The 18295-nt window shown below is 59.6% G+C and carries 16 protein-coding genes and 2 pseudogenes; 9 read left to right on the top strand and 9 right to left on the bottom strand.

Annotated features, from left to right (window positions below):
- The first annotated feature begins 95 nt into the window (after positions 1-95).
- The 5 genes from IPJ12_00950 to IPJ12_00930 all read left to right on the top strand — a co-directional run bounded on the left by IPJ12_00950 (position 96) and on the right by IPJ12_00930 (position 4448).
- Positions 96-404 carry a hypothetical protein gene (locus tag IPJ12_00950; GenBank protein MBK7645771.1) on the top strand — a complete coding sequence of 103 codons (309 nt, stop codon included), beginning with the start codon at positions 96-98 and terminating at the stop codon, positions 402-404.
- Between the two features lie 771 nt (positions 405-1175).
- Positions 1176-2555, top strand: a complete 1380-nt coding sequence (locus IPJ12_00945; GenBank protein MBK7645770.1) for a hypothetical protein — start codon at positions 1176-1178, stop codon at positions 2553-2555.
- Complete coding sequence (locus tag IPJ12_00940; GenBank protein MBK7645769.1) at positions 2552-3586, top strand: hypothetical protein; 1035 nt, start codon at positions 2552-2554, stop codon at positions 3584-3586. The genes IPJ12_00945 and IPJ12_00940 overlap by 4 nt, the downstream gene beginning before the upstream one ends.
- Entirely contained in the window at positions 3583-3906 is a 324-nt protein-coding gene (locus IPJ12_00935; protein MBK7645768.1) for a hypothetical protein, read from the top strand. The genes IPJ12_00940 and IPJ12_00935 overlap by 4 nt, the downstream gene beginning before the upstream one ends.
- Complete coding sequence (locus IPJ12_00930; GenBank protein MBK7645767.1) at positions 3903-4448, top strand: hypothetical protein; 546 nt, start codon at positions 3903-3905, stop codon at positions 4446-4448. Before IPJ12_00935 ends, IPJ12_00930 begins: the two co-directional genes overlap by 4 nt.
- A gap of 617 nt (positions 4449-5065) precedes the next feature.
- Here IPJ12_00930 and IPJ12_00925 read toward each other — a convergent pair.
- The 4 genes from IPJ12_00925 to IPJ12_00910 form a co-directional block, all read right to left on the bottom strand.
- The gene (locus tag IPJ12_00925) at positions 5066-6247 is read right to left on the bottom strand and encodes a hypothetical protein (GenBank protein MBK7645766.1); all 1182 of its coding nucleotides are present in this window, start codon (positions 6245-6247) and stop codon (positions 5066-5068) included.
- Between the two features lie 56 nt (positions 6248-6303).
- Positions 6304-6489, bottom strand: a complete 186-nt coding sequence (locus IPJ12_00920; GenBank protein ID MBK7645765.1) for a hypothetical protein — start codon at positions 6487-6489, stop codon at positions 6304-6306.
- Entirely contained in the window at positions 6489-6755 is a 267-nt protein-coding gene (locus tag IPJ12_00915; protein MBK7645764.1) for a hypothetical protein, read from the bottom strand. The genes IPJ12_00920 and IPJ12_00915 overlap by 1 nt, the downstream gene beginning before the upstream one ends.
- Positions 6756-7094: 339 nt before the next feature.
- A complete protein-coding gene (locus tag IPJ12_00910) occupies positions 7095-7268 on the bottom strand; it encodes a hypothetical protein (GenBank protein MBK7645763.1) in 174 nt (57 codons plus the stop codon).
- 360 nt (positions 7269-7628) lie between these two features.
- On the opposite strand from IPJ12_00910, the gene IPJ12_00905 reads away from it, so the two are divergent.
- From IPJ12_00905 to IPJ12_00895, 3 genes are read left to right on the top strand one after another with little or no spacing between them, the layout of a single operon-like run.
- Positions 7629-8915, top strand: coding sequence for an endonuclease/exonuclease/phosphatase family protein (locus IPJ12_00905; protein MBK7645762.1), 1287 nt, complete (start codon positions 7629-7631; stop codon positions 8913-8915).
- A 58-nt stretch (positions 8916-8973) separates the two neighbouring features.
- Complete coding sequence (locus tag IPJ12_00900; GenBank protein ID MBK7645761.1) at positions 8974-9690, top strand: hypothetical protein; 717 nt, start codon at positions 8974-8976, stop codon at positions 9688-9690.
- Between the two features lie 19 nt (positions 9691-9709).
- Entirely contained in the window at positions 9710-10264 is a 555-nt protein-coding gene (locus tag IPJ12_00895) for a hypothetical protein (GenBank protein MBK7645760.1), read from the top strand.
- On the opposite strand, the gene IPJ12_00890 is transcribed toward IPJ12_00895, so the two are convergent.
- The 3 genes and pseudogenes from IPJ12_00890 to IPJ12_00880 form a co-directional block, all read right to left on the bottom strand.
- Positions 10256-10999, bottom strand: coding sequence for an ATP-binding protein (locus tag IPJ12_00890; GenBank protein MBK7645759.1), 744 nt, complete (start codon positions 10997-10999; stop codon positions 10256-10258). The genes IPJ12_00895 and IPJ12_00890 overlap by 9 nt on opposite strands.
- The gene (locus IPJ12_00885; GenBank protein MBK7645758.1) at positions 10989-12494 is read right to left on the bottom strand and encodes an IS21 family transposase; all 1506 of its coding nucleotides are present in this window, start codon (positions 12492-12494) and stop codon (positions 10989-10991) included. The genes IPJ12_00890 and IPJ12_00885 overlap by 11 nt, the downstream gene beginning before the upstream one ends.
- Before the next feature lie 106 nt (positions 12495-12600).
- Positions 12601-12915, bottom strand: a pseudogene (locus IPJ12_00880) (transposase).
- A gap of 83 nt (positions 12916-12998) precedes the next feature.
- Between IPJ12_00880 and IPJ12_00875 the strand changes: the two are divergent.
- Positions 12999-14444 (top strand): annotated as a pseudogene (locus IPJ12_00875) (transposase).
- A gap of 389 nt (positions 14445-14833) precedes the next feature.
- On the opposite strand, the gene IPJ12_00870 reads toward IPJ12_00875, so the two are convergent.
- Together IPJ12_00870 and IPJ12_00865 are read right to left on the bottom strand one after the other, a co-directional pair.
- A complete protein-coding gene (locus IPJ12_00870) occupies positions 14834-15199 on the bottom strand; it encodes a beta/gamma crystallin family protein (GenBank protein ID MBK7645757.1) in 366 nt (121 codons plus the stop codon).
- Positions 15200-15363: 164 nt separating this feature from the next.
- The gene (locus tag IPJ12_00865; protein ID MBK7645756.1) at positions 15364-18228 is read right to left on the bottom strand and encodes a hypothetical protein; all 2865 of its coding nucleotides are present in this window, start codon (positions 18226-18228) and stop codon (positions 15364-15366) included.
- Positions 18229-18295 lie beyond the last annotated feature (67 nt).

Below are 18295 nucleotides of genomic sequence, written 5' to 3'. Positions count from 1 at the left end.
ATTGCGGGTTGGCTGAAGTGTGCTTACTCGGACGACGAGAAATATCAGGGTCACACGAGACGATTTATCGCAGCCTTTCTCAAGCCCGTGGCGTCTTGAAGAAAGAGTTGCTGCAATTTGCGGCGCACGCGAGCCATGCGACGTTCGCGCCATCACCCCAGAAGTCAGACGATCGCCGCAGAATCCCAGACGCGGTATCGATCAGCGAGCGCCCGCCGCAGCGGGAGCGCCGTACCGGGGCCTGGGAAGGTGATCTACTGTGGAAATCGCAGCAGTCAGTTGCAACGCCGTCGAACGTCAAACACGCACTGATGCTGGTAAAGGTCGCCAGCAAAGATGCAGAGACGTTCGCCAATGCGCTTTCAGATGACGCAAGCTGCCACAGGAACTCTACAAATCGCTAACTGGGATCGAGGCCGAGATGGCGGACACAAGCTTTACGTTGGCTCGGATACAGGTCTATTTCGCGACCCACGGGCTTGGCACGAACCAATGAGAATACGAATGGGCTGGAGTTCCCAGGGACCGGTTTCAACCTACTCCAAGCCCAGCCAATGCCTGCGAGGAACTTGCGTCCCAGGAAACCGCAACCCCGCCGAACGTTCACCAAACCGTTGCATCCCAGCCGGTTGCAGCCAGTGGCAGTACCGGGCGGTTGAACTGCCGCTTCCTGCACCGTCGAACTCCCCATCTCGCCCCTCTGCAGCCAACGAACGCCAGACGGGGAAAGACGGCAATCAGGGCATTGCCGACACTCACACTGCCAAGCAGTTAAGCCCTTGGCCATCGGTGTCCAATCAAGGTCGGTCCACGGTCTAACGTTCCTGTCCGCAAATTTGACCAGTGCCGACTACAGCGCAGGGCTCGAATCACTGAGCGTCAAGATGATCTGCGCCGCACAACTACGACAAACTTGCACGGCATTCAGCAACAGGATCAGACACCAATGCCATGCGTTATCCGGCACGAGCCGTACGCCCCGTCGGTTTGTTGCTTAACAGCGTCCGCGTTACTTCGCTCAGTACCGTCGCTCCCGTCGTTCGCACGATTAATGCTACCGCGCTAAATCATGCAGATTATCAGTTGCACTTTAATGCTAAATACATCAGTATGACTGCATCGAAGGGAAACTGCCTACCACCGAAACAGGTCATTTACACAAACTACACCTTGGTATGATCGGCTCCGAACCTCTGTTAAGTATCGATGCTACCGCGTGCGTTGCTCCACCATTTGACATGCCCGTCAGGCTGCGCAAAGTGGAACGCCTAGCCACTTGGCGCGGGGCTCCTTATGCCTTATCGTATTTACTCACCCCGCGAGAGGTTAATGCATCGGAGTTGGTTCAATTGTTGCGCTGGGCGCATGCGCAGGGCCTGCCCAATCCGCGCGTGATCACGCCAGCGCTAGTGCGTTTGTCTTCGCTATTGCATCCGCGGTTTTATGCTTCAGTGCGTGAGGATTTTCCGGTTGCCGTGCCGCCGCTGGTTTGGGCCGACGAAGCGGTGCCGGGAGATTTCCAGTCGCTGTCGCGTTTATGGCTGGAGTCGGTGCTGTTTCTCTCCGGCGTTACCTTGTCAGCTGCGATCATCCAGGGACGCTACTCGGCCGGCACCATCGGCAGCAAATTCGATCGTTTATGGGATGCCGGAACCTTGGCAGCGGCGGGCGTGGCGCCCGAACTGCAACCACTCGAACTGCACGCGCGCATCCAAGCGCTCGCCACCCAAGGCGACACCGGCGTTCCGATGCTGTTACAACTGCGCGAGCTGTTCATACAGGCATTGGAACTGATCGTTCCTTCGTTGGGCACCCTTGAAACACTGCGCTGCACCGAGCATCTGCCACCGGACGGCCGCTTTGGCTTTGTCTCCACCGTGCGCGAAGCGCTAGATCAGTCCCTGCGCGCGATTGTGGTGTATGGATCCAGCGTATCAAGCGCACATTTTGCTGATATCGATGCGTTGGTGGTGACGGACGACCCCGTGTCCGCGTTGCGCAAGCTCTCTAATACCTCTCCGGTATGGCAAGGCAAAGAGTTGAATCTCGGCGTGTATTCACCCGACGAGTTATTGGTCATGCAACGGCTTTCAGGTGACAATCTGTCTGACTATGGCGTGTGCGTGTACGGCGAGACAGTAGTGGTGCGCAAACCGGTGGCGACTTTACTAGCGCGCAATTTTAGCTTCGGCGTCGTGCGCCAACGCCAGCAATTCGGCATGCTCAGCCGCGAGATAGGCTTGTCGACGCCCGGCGACGCGGACCGGCTCAACCTCAACGAATATTTCGTCAAGATTCCTGCGAACGTGGCCAAAGGAACGTTTGGGGCGGTGGGCCGGCGCCTGCCCAAAGAACAAGTTCACGACTGGTTGAAAATGACGGTCTGTTTTGATACTCCCGGCGCGCAGGCACAAGCCGCGCGCGGGCAGGTAGTCGATGCGCTAGCACACTCGTCCCTAGCCACTGGCCTGGCCCTACATGCCTTGAACCGCGAATTCCATGTCATTCGCGATTCGGATGCCCTTTCCACTGAAACAATGAGTTCGTCATCATGAGCACGTTCGCTTTGCCGCCCGAGGCCGAGTATTTGCTGGACGTATGCAGCGACCTGCAACTGCCAGTACATTTGATGTCCTCTGACCGACGGCATCAACTGATCCTGTCCGGACCACGCGGCGAAACGATACGCGTCGACACGATGCGGACGACGCATAGCCTGATCGAGCAAGTCCTGGCGCAACTTGATGTGGATTTTGAATCGCTCCCCCTCTTGGTGCGCGGCGACAGCAAGGAGATCCGCCTGCTTACTCCCCGCATAGCTTTGGCCCAATTGCTGCCGACAGTCTATTCGTATACTTATAATCGCTATGGTGTGGCCCCAGGAACCGATGCCGTGCGCACCCGTTTCACTGCCGAATTGTTCCGGGCGATGGCGGCGGAGCCGGGTGCGTTCCAGCTGTGCTCAGCCTATTTGGGGCTGGTCAGCACACCCATCGGGATGCTGTTGGCGGAAAAGGTAGTGGATACCTGTAATCTGGAAGTGCGCGTTAAACGCTTTCATATCGGTTCGCCGCTACATCGCTATCTGTATACCGAACAGCATCCGACCCGGCATCAGGGCAAGCCGCTGCAGCGCTGGTCGCGGTTTCCGGAACCGGTTGTATGTTTTGATTGGCGCCATCCCCTGCAGGATGAAAGCGGCAAGCGCCTGGCAGACGAACCCTTGCCTGACGATTACGCCGCCTTATGGATCGACGATCTGCACCACGCCAAGAAATTAGCACGCAATGCCTTCCTGTGGATTGAGCAGCGGTTTGCGCGCGCCGGACTGCGCCTAGTCGATATTTGCTTTTTTATCGACTGCACTGGTTCGGTACTATACGGGGAGGTCAGCCCCGATTGCATGCGTGTGCGAGATGTCGCCGCTGCCAATACCGAGGTGCTCGACAAGGATTCTTGGCGTTCCGGCGACAGCCCAGAAGCCGTCTTGGCGAAATATGAAAAGTTGTATTCGCTTGTGTTTGGAGACGCGACTACGCACTTCGCCTCGGCGCCCATTTATCAACCAGAGGAGACTGCACTATGAAAAATGATGCACCTAAACCCACCGCGGTCAAGAATCGCCGGCTCAAAATGTCGCCCGGTGGCATCATCACGCTGCCGGTCGCGGCACGCAAGTCCTTGAACATGACCAAGGGTGAAGGCAGCCACGTCACCGTGGCGGTCGAAAAAAGCCAGATCATAATTTCACCGGCGCAAAGAACCGGTGGCTTTCGGGTCTCGCCCAAGGGGCAGCTTGCGCTGCAAGGCGAAGCGCGTGGCCTGCTGCAAACCGGCATCGGCCGGCATTACTGGATTGAGCTCAACGACGCAGGGCTAGAGGTAAGGCTTTTCCCCTTCGTATGAGCGAACGCCTAATCGTCGCGCTCGATGGGCACGACGGCTCGGGCAAGACCACGCTGGCTTACGCACTAGCCGAGCGCTTGGGTGGAACGATGGTGCGCCCGTTCGCAGGCGAGACTGGCGCGCAACTGCTCCACGCCGGCGAGAGGCAAGATATCGATGAGCTATTGCGCATCGGCGCCACCGCGCTGGATGCCTGTCTCGGTACCGCCGGCGATGCCCCACTTGTGCTGGATCGCGCATGGATGACCGTAGCGTCATTCGTGCCCGCTTCCGAGGAATTATTCAATTGCTGGCGCCATTGGATACCCACGACGCTGTGCTGGGCCGACTTGGATACCACTTTGGCACGACTTGGTGCGCGGCCGGACGAGCACGATGACCAACTTGGTTGGCATGGACACTATTTATCCGTTTATTGGGGGCTAGCGGAGCGCTCCGCCAGTCCCATACTGCGCACGGACCAGCTCGATACACAGTCTTGCATCGAGATGCTTTACGCATGGGCGTCCGCACGGCCCGGCGGCGCTGCATCTAGCCAGTGATAGAAACACTCGCCGGGAAGGTGCGTTACTTACGAACTGGGCGACTCAAATCCTTTGGGGGAAGGGGGCAAGGTTCCCAGTGTTATGGTCTTGCGGAGCGATCAGCCTATCGATGAGCACGTAGCTCAATTAAGTTCAATCCCTCCATTGAGTGTGAGTGGATATCTTCCAGCATTTTTCGCATCTCTCGTTCCACCGCAGTTTCGGATCGTGAAAGTTAATTCATTCGTTGGCATCGTCACCGGTTGCATGGAAAGCTCTCATGATCTCTGGCCAACCTCCTGATGCCTTCGCTAGCGATGGACGAATATGTTTATCCGTTTGTTTCCGCGATTACGTTTATTGAGCCAAATGATGATCGGGAACCACCTGGGGGTACAGGATGGCTTTTCGAGAAGTCTGGCGCCCCATATCCCGCAACCTGCGAACATTTGGCAAAAAGCTTGAAAATTAGGGCCGGCCAACACAGAAACGAATTTAGAGACTGCCGACAGTAGCCTCCATTCGGGCGCGAGAATTTTCGGAGCAGAAATACGTCAGGCTCTGCCCTTTACAATGAATGCGTACCTTCTATTTCCCTCCGAAGTAAAGTGAGACAGGCGGCCCAGCGGTTGGCGCTACGCTTTGACAGGCGGATGTTTGACGATGAAATCTATCGCTTCGGTGGTACTGTCTGTGATGTGAACGTAGTCGGCAAATCCCTTCTCAAATGCCAGCTTCTTCAAAACCGGATAGATCGGCCGTCTCCGATCATCCGGGTTACTGTAGTCCGAATATGCCGAGTTCCAGTAGGCAGTCCCCAGTAGTACCATCGGGCTCATAAGTTGGGCATAGGTTCGGTAGTAGTTTTGGCAGGCATCCTGGAAGATCTCCTGCACAGTACCGCCGTTGCCCTCCGCAAAGATCACTCCGGAGTGCGCAATGGCCAGCAGGCCTTCCTCGCGGATGCTGTTCTCGAAGTACTTTGCAATGTCTGTTGCAAAAAGGTTCGGCGGCTCGTGGCCATAGAACCAAGTGGGAATGCCTAGATTGCGGCTCTTTTCGGGATCGGACGGCGTGCCTAGACCCTTCCAGACCTTGTAGCCAACGCTCAGCCAGTTTGGATCCTTGTAGGTCGGCGACGTTTTCAACTGCTCAACTGCACCGCAAACCACCGCTTCAGAGTTAGAAAAGCCGGCACCGTAGGCACCCAGGTTGGCAGCCTCCATGAGGCCTGGGCCACCACCTGTGGCGATGACGTAGCCGCGTTTCGTCAATTCCAGCGCGAGAAGGGCGACATCCAAGTAAGCCGAGTCGGTGCGTGGACGGTCGTGCCCCCCCATGACCGCGACGATACGGCCATTCGCCTTTGCGACGAAGTCGTCCAGAGCAGTTCCGATCGTCGCGTCATGCATGCGGCGCAGCAGCAGAACGTCTGCCGCAACGGGCTTGAGTTCAGCTGGCGGGCCGAGTGACTTGTAAGACAAGTACACCTTGCGGTCAAAATATTTGTCAAAGGTACCTGAGTCGTTAGGGTTATAGCCCGCGTAGAGCTCACATGGCTTGTAAAGGCTCACCGAGTACGGATTGAACGGCGCCTCATCGGAATACTCAATGGGAGGAAGTACCAGACAACGCGCCTCGCCCGCGGCCTTAGCGAGTTCGGCTCCCATGTCACAGCCCAGAAAGGCGCAGCCAGCGAGGTCGCGCGATGCGATTTCTGCTGACATGGGACGGAGGTCAAGGTACTGGACGACGGCGGGCCCGGAGGACTTCAACCAAACAGCCAATTCGTCATAATTGCGAACTTCAGTCTTCATGGCTCAAATGATGGTTAGGGTAGTTACTGGTCGATGGGATTCGCTGGATGGCGAGTTCAATATTCGAGCACCGTGACCCACGGACAGTGGTCGCTGGTTGCAATTACCTGCAAGTCCTTCTGCTCGACCCTGCCTTTTGCCGAAGAGAGCTTCTGGCGCGCCTTCAACTCCTTGCTGATCAGGATGTGGTCAAGGCCAACGAAGCCTGAGCATCCTGTCGTGAGGGTCAGAGTGACCTGCATCAGGTCGGGATCTCCATCCGACACCTCTTGCCAGAGGAAGCGGCCTCTTCCTTGGACGTGGGCTCGTTATCGCCCTTGGCAATCTTGGCCCGTGTGTCGCACCAATTTACCAACCCGCCATTGCAAACGCGGATGCGCTCGTTGAAATCGGCCTCGGAGCCGGACCACGCTATGTTGAAGGCCGCGATACCGATCTCCGCAGCGTGACCGCCAAGACCCCAACTGGCAACAAAGGCTCCTAAAAGGATTTTATTCCATCTCAACATGTGTCCTCCCCAAGGGCGCCTCGAGTGTGATCAGTGCCGTTTCATGCTAGTACCAAATACATATAAAAATCAAGAATAATTCTGGAAGCATTTCCGCACCTGCAATCCATAGTCAACTACGGATTCCAGCCTCTCTCCTCTGCGCCCTGCGATATGCTTCCCTTAGCTGTCGGTGTCTTAAGCGAACTTGAGTGTCAGATCAGGCCGACCAGCCGACGTCGGTATCTGATTATTTATCTGTCGTTCGCGCAGCTCAGTTTTTCTAAGCATCAAGCCGCTTGGCGAGTTCGCAGTGGCCACTGTACGCTGCCGCTCGGTAATTGGGACGCTGCTGTGCAATCAATTGCACTCTGACTTGGGCTTCCCCTCGCTCACCAGTTTTTGCAGCAATTTCTTTGCTAGGTATTCGGGCGTCCGATTCGCCAACAGGGTACTGCCACCACCCTTTGACGTTGAAACAACTAAAATCATTCCGGCGCGTTGCTGTCGAAAACTTTCTTTCAGGTCGCTCATGCCACCCCATTGTTGTTCAAATGCGCATCTTATCAATATGCAGCGGCAGGCCAAGGACGCAGTACGGCAGAAGCGCATCTCTTGCTAAAGATGCGCCGATATTTAACCGTTGCCGAAGTGCTCAACATCGTCCACCGTCGTGTCGATGATGATTTTCTCGAAACTCTTAGCGTTGACCCACCTTGACCACCCGGGCGGCTTCGAGAGTTTCGGTCAGCACCCACTCGACGCCTTCTTTACCGACGCCGACGTCCCCCCGTTTTCAGTAGCACGCGAGATCCTCAGGTTAATTCAAACGCCAAGCACTTGCGTGCAGAATTGAAATCATCCATCATATACGCTAGACGACGCAGGAGGCGTATGCGAGCTATTTACAAGCTATTGGCCCTTGGTGTGGTGCTGGGGGCGCCGCTGTTGGCTAACGCCGATGTGTTGCGCATCGCAACTTGGAATCTCGGCTGGCATATCTCTCAGCAGGAGTTATCCCCGTGGATTACACAGTGCTCGAAGACGTATGCGAAGGATACCCAGGGTGTCTGGCGCTTGGCGCCTGCGGGAACGCCGGGCGCGAAACAAGGATGGGATATCTCCGAGCCGCGAGTAACGCTGGAAGGAGTTGACCTGTCCGTGATGCCCCCTTGCGCCGTCTACACTACCGTAGCGCGGAAGGGAATTGAGGTAACAAAGGCCTCCTATTCAAAGCGGCTGACGCAGATCGGGAGAGTCTTGTCGTCGGATGTTCGGCCCGACGTCATCGCCTTCCAGGAGGTCTCGGGAGCCCAGGCTGTGAGGGAGGCACTTGGCCCTGCCTCGGTCGACTACAACGTGTGTTCGTTCGACAGTGCCTATAAAGTGCAGCGCCTCGCATTCGCCTGGAAGAAAGCACTTGGCAACGCCGTGGAGGCTTGTACCGACGTCAAGGCGATGTCGCTGCCGCAGCTCGCGCCGGAGCAGCGGGTCCGGCCAGGGTATGTAGTAACGCTGAACCTTCGCGGAAAAAAGGTTCGCCTTTTCACGGTCCACCTGAAATCGGGCTGCGTGTCTTCTTTAGAGGGTGACCGCTTGGATGGAAATGTTGGGGCAAACGACCCGTGCCCGATCCTGCAGCAGCAAGTACAACCGCTAGAGGAGGTCTGGGAGCAGCTTCCGATTGGCGTGGACTACTTCATCGTCCTCGGGGACTTCAATCGCAACCTGTGGCACGAGGCCAACAAGGTGGCTGGCTCTGAGCCAGTCAGAAGCGATAGTGGGACTGACCTGACGACGCCGCGAGTGTCTTCAGTATCGACGAGGAACCTTGTTCTCGAGGTTAACGACGGTGTCCCGGCCTCGTCCAAGGCAATATTGCTTTCGGCAACATGCGCGGGCAGTGCCGACGTAGTGCTGGCCTGCGAAGCATCGAAAACGGCCAAGCTGATCACTGTACAGCGCCAGGTGCTAACGGCGTCGACAGGCTTAGGGTGTCGCAATCCCGTGGGCCTCGATCACGTTTTAGTCTCGCAGTCACTTGTAGCGAGCGTCAAGTCTACGAGCAAAGTCTCTATAGGAAGCCTAGGCATCTCGCTTGCCGCTAGACCGCCACAGTTCGTGGACCCTCAGCTTGCGATTTCGGATCACTGTCCAGTGGTGACTGAGATTGAGTTTTGAAACCGCCAGTGATCCGCACGTCCGGTTAGTTACCAAAACAGTTGCCCAAGGAGAGACGATGTCAGCCAAGGTTCTGTTTCAGTACCAGTCTACTTCAGGCTCAATGTTCAGCGTGGCGCCAGACCTTGTCCCCGACATCGAGAGGCTCATAGACCAAGTTCGGGGTGAGATCTCAGCGAAACGAGCCGCGGGCTGCTTTATTGGGTACCTTTCCGTACCGGTAAGTTCGAAAAGCGGTGGCGACTTTCGCACTAATACGGATATGGCAGCAAAGATTGCCGAACGGGTTCAGCTTGAGTTCGGCCCGAAGCTCTGGCTCTTGAATCCGGCGGCATACAATCTGCCCAAGTCTGCCTCTGGCGGCGACTACATGGCCGTCTGGTCGGATGTTCTCGCCGGTGCCGATGGGGCGGGAGCAGATTTCGATGTCGCCTACTTCGTCGGTGCGACCGATGTCTGGAAATTCTTCAGTCTCGGTGACGTTGACAGGCTTGGGTCTGTTGAGATGTGGCTAAAGATGCGGGCCGAAGCCGACACTGGATACAAGGCTATCTACGAGGACGACGCGGCGCGGCAGAAGTTCATCAGGTATTACGGCCTTCGCGGTTCGACGATATTCAGCAAGGGCGCTCACGACGAGTGGAACATTGTCCTTGCGCTGAATATCAAGAGGCCGATTGGGGAAGACATTGCTATTTATTTTGATGGCCACCCTGTCGAGCCGGGCGACTATCAAGATGGCGTCGATGCCGGGTACCAGACGGTGCTTCACTAAGTGAGCCTAGGAGGGTGAGATGAAGCAAACTAGTGCAAACGCTGAGATGGACCGTGCTCTGTTTTCTGCCAAGCTCGATCACGGAGAGCAGGTCGGTAAGGTGTCCATTGACCCCACTGGCGAACTCAGGGTGTTGCGAGAATTGACTGCCGAAACCAAGAACCCAGATAACACACACTCCATCATTCTGCAGCACGTCCTGGCAACAACCATCGGGTACATCGACTTGGTGAATTCGGTCTACCCCGTGGACCTTGTGATAGCTATCGTGTACTCGGCTGATAAGAGCACGGTAGCGACACTCGAAGCAAAGGGCTACAAGGTATTCGTGCCGCCTTCGATCGACTACATGAAGCAAGAGCTCTGGAAGGACGTAGCGCGACTAGTGCAGGCGGCGCCGTATCCCATCGTCTACCAGGAGGTAGGCGGATACCTTGCCAACTGGACGCGCGAGCTCGGGAAATTCGGGAACTTCAAAGGCAGCGTTGAGGACACGAAAAACGGCTTGTGTGTCAATCAGCGTCCAATAGTTTCCAGTTGTCAGCGTCCAAATTTTCCCAGTTGCTCAGTCTGATTTGACTGATTTTTTCCGCTGTTTGAAGCGGTAGGAATCGTTGCCGGTTTCGAGGATTTCGCAGTGATGCGTGATGCGGTCGAGCAAGGCCGTGGTCATTTTTGGATCGCCGAACACGGTCACCCATTCACCGAATGACAGGTTGGTTGTGATGATCAGCGAGGTCTTCTCATAGAGCTGGCTGATCAGATGAAACAGCAGCGCCCCACCCGACACCGGGAACGGCAAATAGCCAAGCTCATCGAGAATGACCGCATCAAACAGCACCAACTGTTTGGCCAAGGTGCCGCTCTTTCCCAGTAGTTTTTCCCGCTCGAGTTGGTTTACCAGATCCACCGCATTGAAGAAACGCACCCGTTTTCGCTGATGGATGGCTGCAACACCGAGCGCAGTTGCCAGGTGGGTCTTCCCCGTCCCTGTGCCACCGACCAGAATCAGGTTGTGGGCGCTCTCCATGAAGGTGGCAGTCGCCAGTTGCTCAATCTGCGCCTGCGGCAGTGGCGTCTCTGTCCAGTCGATGCCCGTGAGATCGCGATGAATCGGGAAGCGTGCTGCTTTCATCTGGTAGCGCAGGCTGCGTACTTGCCGATCCGCCTGTTCAGCGTCAATCAAGCGATCCAGCCAGGCTTCCGGCTGCATCGGCCGGCGTGTGCCTTCTGCCAGCAACTCGGACCACGCGGCTGCCATGCCGTAGAGGTGCAGGGATTTCAGTTGGGCCAGTCGGTCAATGGACATACTGGCCTCCGCGCAGACGGTCATAACGACTGCAATCAGCCTGCGGTTCGACCTGCAAACGCAGTTGTTCCGGCAAACTGATCGCCTTGGGCTGCGGTGGCGCGGTCAGCCGCCTCAGTTCATTCATGACGACGGCCGCGGTAATCACGCCGCCATCCAGTGTCAATTCGCACGCCACTTGCAGGGCTTCCAGCCCGACTTCGCGAGCAGCCAGTAGCAGTTCTACAAAGGCCCGATCACCTTTCGGCTGCTTCAGCACACGATCTCGCACCAACTGAATCGGCACCGGCAAATCCCAGCCGATAAATGGGGCACCATTACGCAGCGACCCCGGCTTCTTCTCAAGTACCGGCAGGTAATGCCAGGGGTCGCAGATCAGTTGATCACGCCCGAATCGCCGTTCATGGTCGGCAATGACTTTGCTCTCCGCAACGATCCGTACCTTGTCGGCGTATAAACGCACCGAGACTACCTTGCCAGCAAAGTCGGCCGGCACGCTGTAGCGATTTCGCTCAACGCGGACCAGGCAGGTGCTGGAAACGCGCATCATCTGTTCGACGTAGCCATCGAAGGTGCTGGTGATAGCCCGCAGGCTGGGGCCTTCCTGAAGAAAGCAGTCAGCAATGGTGCGGGTCGTTTCGACCGGATGCTTGCGTTCCGCCAATTCCCGGCAGCGGGTGGCCAGCCAGTCGTTCAGCGCTGCAAAGCTCTCGAAGCGGGCTTTCGGCGTGAATAGCCATTCACGCACGTTGCCGACCTGGTTCTCGATTTGTCCTTTCTCCCAGCCGGAGGCTGGCGTGCAGGCCACCGGTTCGAACAGGTAGTGGTTGGCCAGCGCCATGAAGCGGCGATTGAAGTGCCTATCCTTGCCGACCAGAATGGTGTCGACCACCGTCTTCAGATTGTCGTAAATCAGGCGATTGGGCACGCCACCGAAGAAGGCAAAGGCGCGGTTGTGGGCATCAAGGACCATTTCCTGTGTTTCGCAGGGATAGGCGGCAACAAACATCTGTCGGCTGTAGGCGAGCCGGAAGTGCGCGACCTTGATGGTCAGCGCAGCGCCGCCGATCTCGACGTGTTCCTGGCTCCAGTCAAACTGGCAGGCGTCACCGGGGGCAAAGACCAGCGGGACGAAGGCTTCCTTGATCGTCGGCCTCGTTTGTGCCGACTTCCACTGCTTTACGAAGCGCTGAACGCTGTCGTAGGCGCCGCGATACCCCTCGGTCTGCAAGCCTTCAAAGAGTCGCTGGGCGGTGCGCCGTTGCCCCTTCGGAAGGTGGCGCTCGGTGACCAGCCAGCTTTCCAGTACCGATTGGAATGCACCCAGTTTCGGGGCTGCTTGTTGCTGACGAACGTGGACCGGTTCGACCTCGGTAGCCAGGTGCTTGCGCACCGTCGGACGGGATAGTTTCAGGTCACGCGCAATCGAGCTGATGCTCTCGCCGCTGACCCAATGACGACGCCGGATTTCGGCTATGACTTCCATGTTTAACACCCCAGATTCCCCGGCTAAAACGCCGGCAGGTTACACAACCCAGGGTGGCAACTTTTGGACGCTGATCACCCCGGAAATCTGGAAAGTTTTGCACGCTGTTTTACACGCTGACGCCCTGTTTCTGGTTGGTGACATACCAAACTGCCGCCAGCCACACCCTTAACGGCGTACGCGTCTTGTCGAAAATTGACCCGGCCGTGACCGTGCTTTGGTATTTGCAGCTCCGACACATTAGCCGGGTACGGGTGGCGCGATAGGCATCAGCGATACTGCCGCATCGTGGGCACACAAATCCATCGGGCCAACGCAACCTCTCCAAATGGGTCAGGCATGCCTCTTCCGTCGGGAACCAATCCAAAAACTCGTTCCAGTTCCGTGGGTAGTCTTTCCCAGCAACGGGTGATAGTATCTGTACATCCATCCAGTAATACTACCCCAGTGGAGCTAAGTGGATACCCCTTATGGGCATACAGTCATTTATCCGATCCCCCGATCCGGATGCCCATGTCTGCCACTGCCGCCAAATCGTGCTGTGCGCCTGCCGTTTACCACCGGCGCCAGCCCGAAGGCACGCTGCTCTACCGCGTGGCGCAGGACCGCCTCGCCACTTGGTTGGCGCTGCACGACGACGGCTGTGGCGGCCATGCCCCGGTACTGACCGAGCGCGAATTCCGCCGCTACCTCGAATGCGGCATTCTCGCCCACGGTTTTGCCCGCGCCCGCTGCGCCGACTGCGGTCACGACTTCATCATCGCCTACTCCTGTAAAGGGCGCGGCGTCTGCCCCTCCTGCACCACCCGGCGTATGGTCGAAACCGCCGCGCATCTCGTCGATCACGTTTTCCCGCGTCTGCCGGTACGGCAATGGGTACTCTCGCTCCCCAAAAGGCTACGCTACCACCTCGACGACGCCAATCTGCAAAACGCCGTGCTGCACAGCCTCCTGCACGGCATCGAACAAGGTTTGCGAGAAAGCCTGCCGGAATCCGACGGCGGAACTCACCTCCATATGCAAACCAACACACACATCGGTGCCGTCGTCTTTATCCACCGCTTCGGCGGTCTGCTCAATGCCCACCTGCATTTTCATGTAGTGATGATCGACGGTGTGTTTTGCGGAGAAGATGCCGGGCACTTACACTTTCAGGAAACGTGCCTCACAGCCGAACAAATGGCACACCTGCAACGGACGATCCGCCAACGCATCGTCCGTATTTTCGTGCGGCGCGGACTGCTGGACAAGGCCGAAGGCCAAGCCATGAACACCTGCAAACACGACGGTGGCTTCTCCCTCGACACCAGCGTGCGCATCGAAGCCAATGACCGGTAAGGACTGGAACGCCTCCTGCGCTACTGTGCCCGACCAGCCTTTGCACAGGAACGGCTGCGTCAACTCGACCCGGAACATCTCGTCTACGAGAGCAAGAAACCCGGCCCGGGTGGCAAAGTCAGCGTGCTGCTCACCCCGCACCAACTGCTCGACCGACTCTCGGCACTGATACCGCCCCCGCGCCGACACCGGCATCGCTACTACGGCGTGCTGGCACCCAACTCCCCCTGGCGCAGCGCGGTGACGGCGCTGGCAGCAGCGCCGGAATCGCCAGAAATGGCAACGGACGAAGGCAAAGGCAAAGCCAAAGCCGAGGCCGAAACGGAGGAAACGCCCGTCCGTCAGACGGCAAGGTTTGTGTGGGCGATGCTGCTGGCGCGCATCTACGAAGTGTTCCCCCTCATCTGCCCAAAATGCGGCGGCATGATGAAGATCATCGCCTTCATCGACGAAGGCGAAGTGATCCGGGAGATACTCACCCATCTGGGCGAACCGGTCGATCCGCCGCGTATCACTCCGGCTAGAGGCCCGCCGCTGTGGGAAGCCGCCGGGCAGTGTGGCGACGATTTGCTGATCCAACCCCTGCCGGAGTACGAGTTCGATCAGCGCATTGCGTGGTGACTGGTGAAGGCGGGCTTCTGACGCTGCCCGATGGGAGCGTTCGTGTCTGTTACCCCGAAAACGAAAGGCCAAGAGCGTTTTCAGGGTAACAGACACGGATTTCAGGATAGATCAGACGAACCAGGCGGAAAAACTGGCGGGAAATTACGGTTGACGATAGGCGGAAAATGCGGAGACACTTCGGGGAAGGTGGTTGAATTTCCTATCCTTCGAGACGGCAGCGAGTCGCGAACAGCGCGGTAGGGTGCATCGATCCAGTCAAGCGTGGTGTGAACCAGGAAGGCCAGCAGGATCATGGTCGCAAACAGGTTCGACAGATGCTGCTTGCCATGGCCGAAGTTGTGTTCGAAGTGGTAGCCCTTGGTTTTGAGCGTGTTGTTGTTCTCGTTCTACATCGGCGCGGCGAGCGGCTCCGGTGCTTCGTTGTCGTAGCGCTTACGGTTGTCGGCCGACCGCACGGAAGAGATTCGATTTTCCATGCCGAGTCCGCGCAGCGAGTCGTAGCTGCCGGGACGCAAGAGCACGCAACGGCCCTCGAACCGATCGTCTTCGCAAACTTCCCAGCGGCCGCGGTCGACGACGGCCGACGATGCGCGGTCGTTGAACCCGAACTCCGAGAAGCTTCCGACCGACTTGCCGGTGGTGAAGGCGCGGCCGCGGAAGCCCTCGCCTTCGTAGAAGGTGACCTGCGCAGACGCCTGCGCTGCGAATACGACGGCTGCAACGGCGAGGAGGGGTTTGAGGCTTGTGTTCATGGGGCCTTTCCATTGATGCTTCGAGCCGCGCAGTTTAGTTCGTCGGCCTACCCCTCCAGCGTGACAAAAGACACCATCGCGCCCGCATCTCGTCATCGACAAGCCACCGCCTGGGCACGAACACCCCCACCCCCACCGAGACGCGTTGAAGCCACCACGCGAGTTTAGCCCGTCACGCGATTTCGGCGTGCTTTCAACGTAGCCAACCAGGCGGCCCATGGCGCGAACGACAGCGGCGGCGGGGCGGCAGCTGCCGCCTGCGCCAAGGTCGATGGGTCACGGCGCTGAAAGTGCGCACGCAGCGCCAACACGTACGCCGCCGGATCGGGCGAATCTGCGCTCAGCAGCACGGCCTTGCCGTGCGTGTGCAAGAGGGCCACCCAAGGCCGGCTGCCGGTATCGCCGAGTCGGCGGCGCTCTGCATCGTCGAGCGGAAACGCCGCCAGCGCGCTGCGGTTGTCGGCCTGCGCAGCGGCGCCCGGGCGAAACAGCAGCAGCGTGCAGTCGAGCAGCCGCTCGCGCGCCAGCAGCGCGTACTCCCAGCGCACGCCGGGCGTGTGGCCGGCGACGATGACGATCGTGTGAGCGCGCCGCGCCGTCGTCGTGACGAGCTGCTGCCACGAGTCGTGCGTTGAATAGTGTCGCGCGGCGCCGAACGGTACGCGCGTTTCACCCGGCAGGCCGAGGGCGACGACCGGCCCGTAGCACGCCACTTCGTCGACCATCGCTTGGTCGAGGTTGCGCCGAAAAGACCACAGCGCAAGCCAACGGCGCAGCGGATTGGGCGACGCACTCCGCAAGTCGAGCTGGTCGTCTTCGAAGCTGCGCAGGAAGAGCACCGGCGCAAGCGGGGAGTGATCCTCGGGGCGCCAGATGTCACGCGCCGCCAGCCGCTTGCCGCCTTCGAAAAGCAGATGGCCTCCGACCACCGCGACGACGGCGAACAGCGCATGGCCCTGCCACGCGCCGACCACGCCGGCGTAGACCAGCGGACGCGCCAGCAGCAGCGCCCAGAACGCCGGCCTCCGCAGCGCCGCGCGGTGCCACATCGATGCCGGCAAGCCCATCAGGCACGCGAGGCGAGGCCCGAGCCGGCCGCCGGCGATCTCGCCGAACAGCAGCCCGCGCGGCACATCGCCGACCAAGTCGGCGCGCAGCCGCACGCCACGCACCAGCAGCACGAGGGCGACGCCGACCGCGATCAACACCAGCAGCAGGGCACTCGCGGCCGTGCTGCGGTCTTCATGCTGCGGAGGCGTCAGCGCGAACAGCGGCACGATGAGCGCCGCCAGACCCAGCATGCTGCCGAGCACGAATTGATGTCGCCGCTGGTTCGTCAACAACAGGCCAGCCAGCAACGCGACGCTGACGGCCAGCGCAACAACGCCAAAACCCCGCGCCGTCTGGTCATCGGTGAGCCAGAGGGTCGGCAGCATTGCAGCTGCGACCAGCACGCAACTGGCGGCCGCCAGGCCAAGCGCGGCGAGCACCGCGCCGCTGAGTGCAGAGACGGGCCGCCAGCGGTCTTGGCGGTTCATGCCGTCTTGCACGATAAAGGCGAGCGGCGCGAGCACCACCGACAGCGCGAGGGCATAAGCCTGCACCACCTCGATCGGGTCGGCTTCGAGCTCGCCCGACCAGGACTGGATGACCACCGCAAACGCGCCCAGTGCGACGCTGGCCGCAACCACGCCGAGCACGCTGGGCAGGGCACTGAAGGAGCGCAGCGTGGCCGAGGTGTCGAGCCGCTGCACGAAGTGCGCAAGCCGGCTGATGTCCAGCGTGGCGTGGGCCGCGTCGCGGGTCGAGGCAGCCGGAACGTCTGCGAATGCGCGCCGAACCAGCATGCCGATGAAGCCGGTCATCGCGGCCAACGCAGACACGCCGACAGCGTTGGCGAGCAGCGCAGGCGCCGGGTTCTCGCCCGCGGTGAGCAGAGCTGCCGGCAGCACAGCAGCGGCCAGCAACAGCGGCACCAGCGCCAGGGCGGGTGCACCGCGCGCCAGCACCGCGGCAAACGCAACGCCGCCGATCAGCCAGCCACCGGCGCTCAGCGCGAAAAAGGTCGCTCGGGTCGAGTCGATGAGCGGCGCGACGACGAACTGCAGCATCGCGATGCCGGCCAGCATCTGCCAGAGCCACCGACCGGGTTCGAGCCGGCGGCGCTCGACGAACCGGCGCAGCACAGCCGCGAACAGCACGACCGACACGATGTCGCAAGCGATGCTGCCGAGCTCGTCGAACCCTGACTGGTGCCGCACCTCGTGCACGAGCTCGGCCACGGGTGGGAGCCCGCTAATCAGGCGCAAGGCTTCGAGCGCCGCCGCTACAGCCGATACCGCGAGCCAGGCGCGCGCGCGCAGCACACCAGCCAGCAAGCCGAGCAGGCTCGCCGCGGTAACCAGGCCGAACGCCGAGACCGAGCTCCAAGCCACACCGACCATGCCGAACGAGACGCCGGTGCGCAATGTTTGCGACAGCACGAGCAGACCCGGCACGCCGAAGCGCCAGAACAGTTGCTGCAATTCGCGTGGGTGCGCGGCGACGGGCCGCTGCGCGACGAGCGCGCGCCAGTCGATCATCGAGACGAGTAGCAGCGTGACCAGGCCGCTCACCACGTCGATCGACAGGCCGATGCCGAGATCGCGGATCGAGTGCAACGGCCACTCGAAGCGCGCGAGCCACAACACAGTGAGAGCCGGCACCAGCCAACCCACGCGGCGTCGGTGCACAAGCTGAAGCCAAGCCTCAGGGTGGTGACGTGCCGCGAACAACCCGCCACAACCGATGCCGACCACCAGCAAGTGCAGCGGCACCGGCGTCAGGCTCAACGACAGCACATCGTCCACGCGGATGCTTACCGACGGCACGAGCGCGAAAGACAGCAGCGGCAGGATCAGGCGGGGCCCGAAGCGCACCACCGCCCAAGCGGCCGCCAACGGTGCCAACGCAACCAGGCTCAGCGTGACCGCGTCGCCGCGATCGGCCACGACCATGCGCGCGCTGAGCAGCAGCCACAGCAGCCACATCGACCGAGCCGGCATCGACTGGCCCCCAGGATCTTGTTGGTACGCCGAACCGGCTGTGTCCCGGGGC

The sequence above is a fragment of the Betaproteobacteria bacterium genome, from assembly GCA_016709965.1.
GTDB lineage: Bacteria > Pseudomonadota > Gammaproteobacteria > Burkholderiales > Rhodocyclaceae > Azonexus > Azonexus amarohabitans.
The sequence above is the reverse complement of the archived record's forward strand: the minus strand, read 5'-3'. Positions and strand labels throughout refer to the sequence as shown.

Coding starts and splice junctions, on each gene's coding strand:
- IPJ12_00910 (MBK7645763.1), bottom strand. CDS start 7,268: ATGAGCGACCTGAAAGAAAGTTTTCGACAGCAACGCGCCGGAATGATT.
- IPJ12_00895 (MBK7645760.1), top strand. CDS start 9,710: ATGAAGCAAACTAGTGCAAACGCTGAGATGGACCGTGCTCTGTTTTCT.
- IPJ12_00945 (MBK7645770.1), top strand. CDS start 1,176: ATGATCGGCTCCGAACCTCTGTTAAGTATCGATGCTACCGCGTGCGTT.
- IPJ12_00905 (MBK7645762.1), top strand. CDS start 7,629: ATGCGAGCTATTTACAAGCTATTGGCCCTTGGTGTGGTGCTGGGGGCG.
- IPJ12_00900 (MBK7645761.1), top strand. CDS start 8,974: ATGTCAGCCAAGGTTCTGTTTCAGTACCAGTCTACTTCAGGCTCAATG.
- IPJ12_00935 (MBK7645768.1), top strand. CDS start 3,583: ATGAAAAATGATGCACCTAAACCCACCGCGGTCAAGAATCGCCGGCTC.
- IPJ12_00915 (MBK7645764.1), bottom strand. CDS start 6,755: ATGTTGAGATGGAATAAAATCCTTTTAGGAGCCTTTGTTGCCAGTTGG.
- IPJ12_00865 (MBK7645756.1), bottom strand. CDS start 18,228: ATGTGGCTGCTGTGGCTGCTGCTCAGCGCGCGCATGGTCGTGGCCGAT.
- IPJ12_00925 (MBK7645766.1), bottom strand. CDS start 6,247: ATGAAGACTGAAGTTCGCAATTATGACGAATTGGCTGTTTGGTTGAAG.
- IPJ12_00930 (MBK7645767.1), top strand. CDS start 3,903: ATGAGCGAACGCCTAATCGTCGCGCTCGATGGGCACGACGGCTCGGGC.
- IPJ12_00920 (MBK7645765.1), bottom strand. CDS start 6,489: ATGCAGGTCACTCTGACCCTCACGACAGGATGCTCAGGCTTCGTTGGC.
- IPJ12_00940 (MBK7645769.1), top strand. CDS start 2,552: ATGAGCACGTTCGCTTTGCCGCCCGAGGCCGAGTATTTGCTGGACGTA.
- IPJ12_00870 (MBK7645757.1), bottom strand. CDS start 15,199: ATGAACACAAGCCTCAAACCCCTCCTCGCCGTTGCAGCCGTCGTATTC.
- IPJ12_00890 (MBK7645759.1), bottom strand. CDS start 10,999: ATGTCCATTGACCGACTGGCCCAACTGAAATCCCTGCACCTCTACGGC.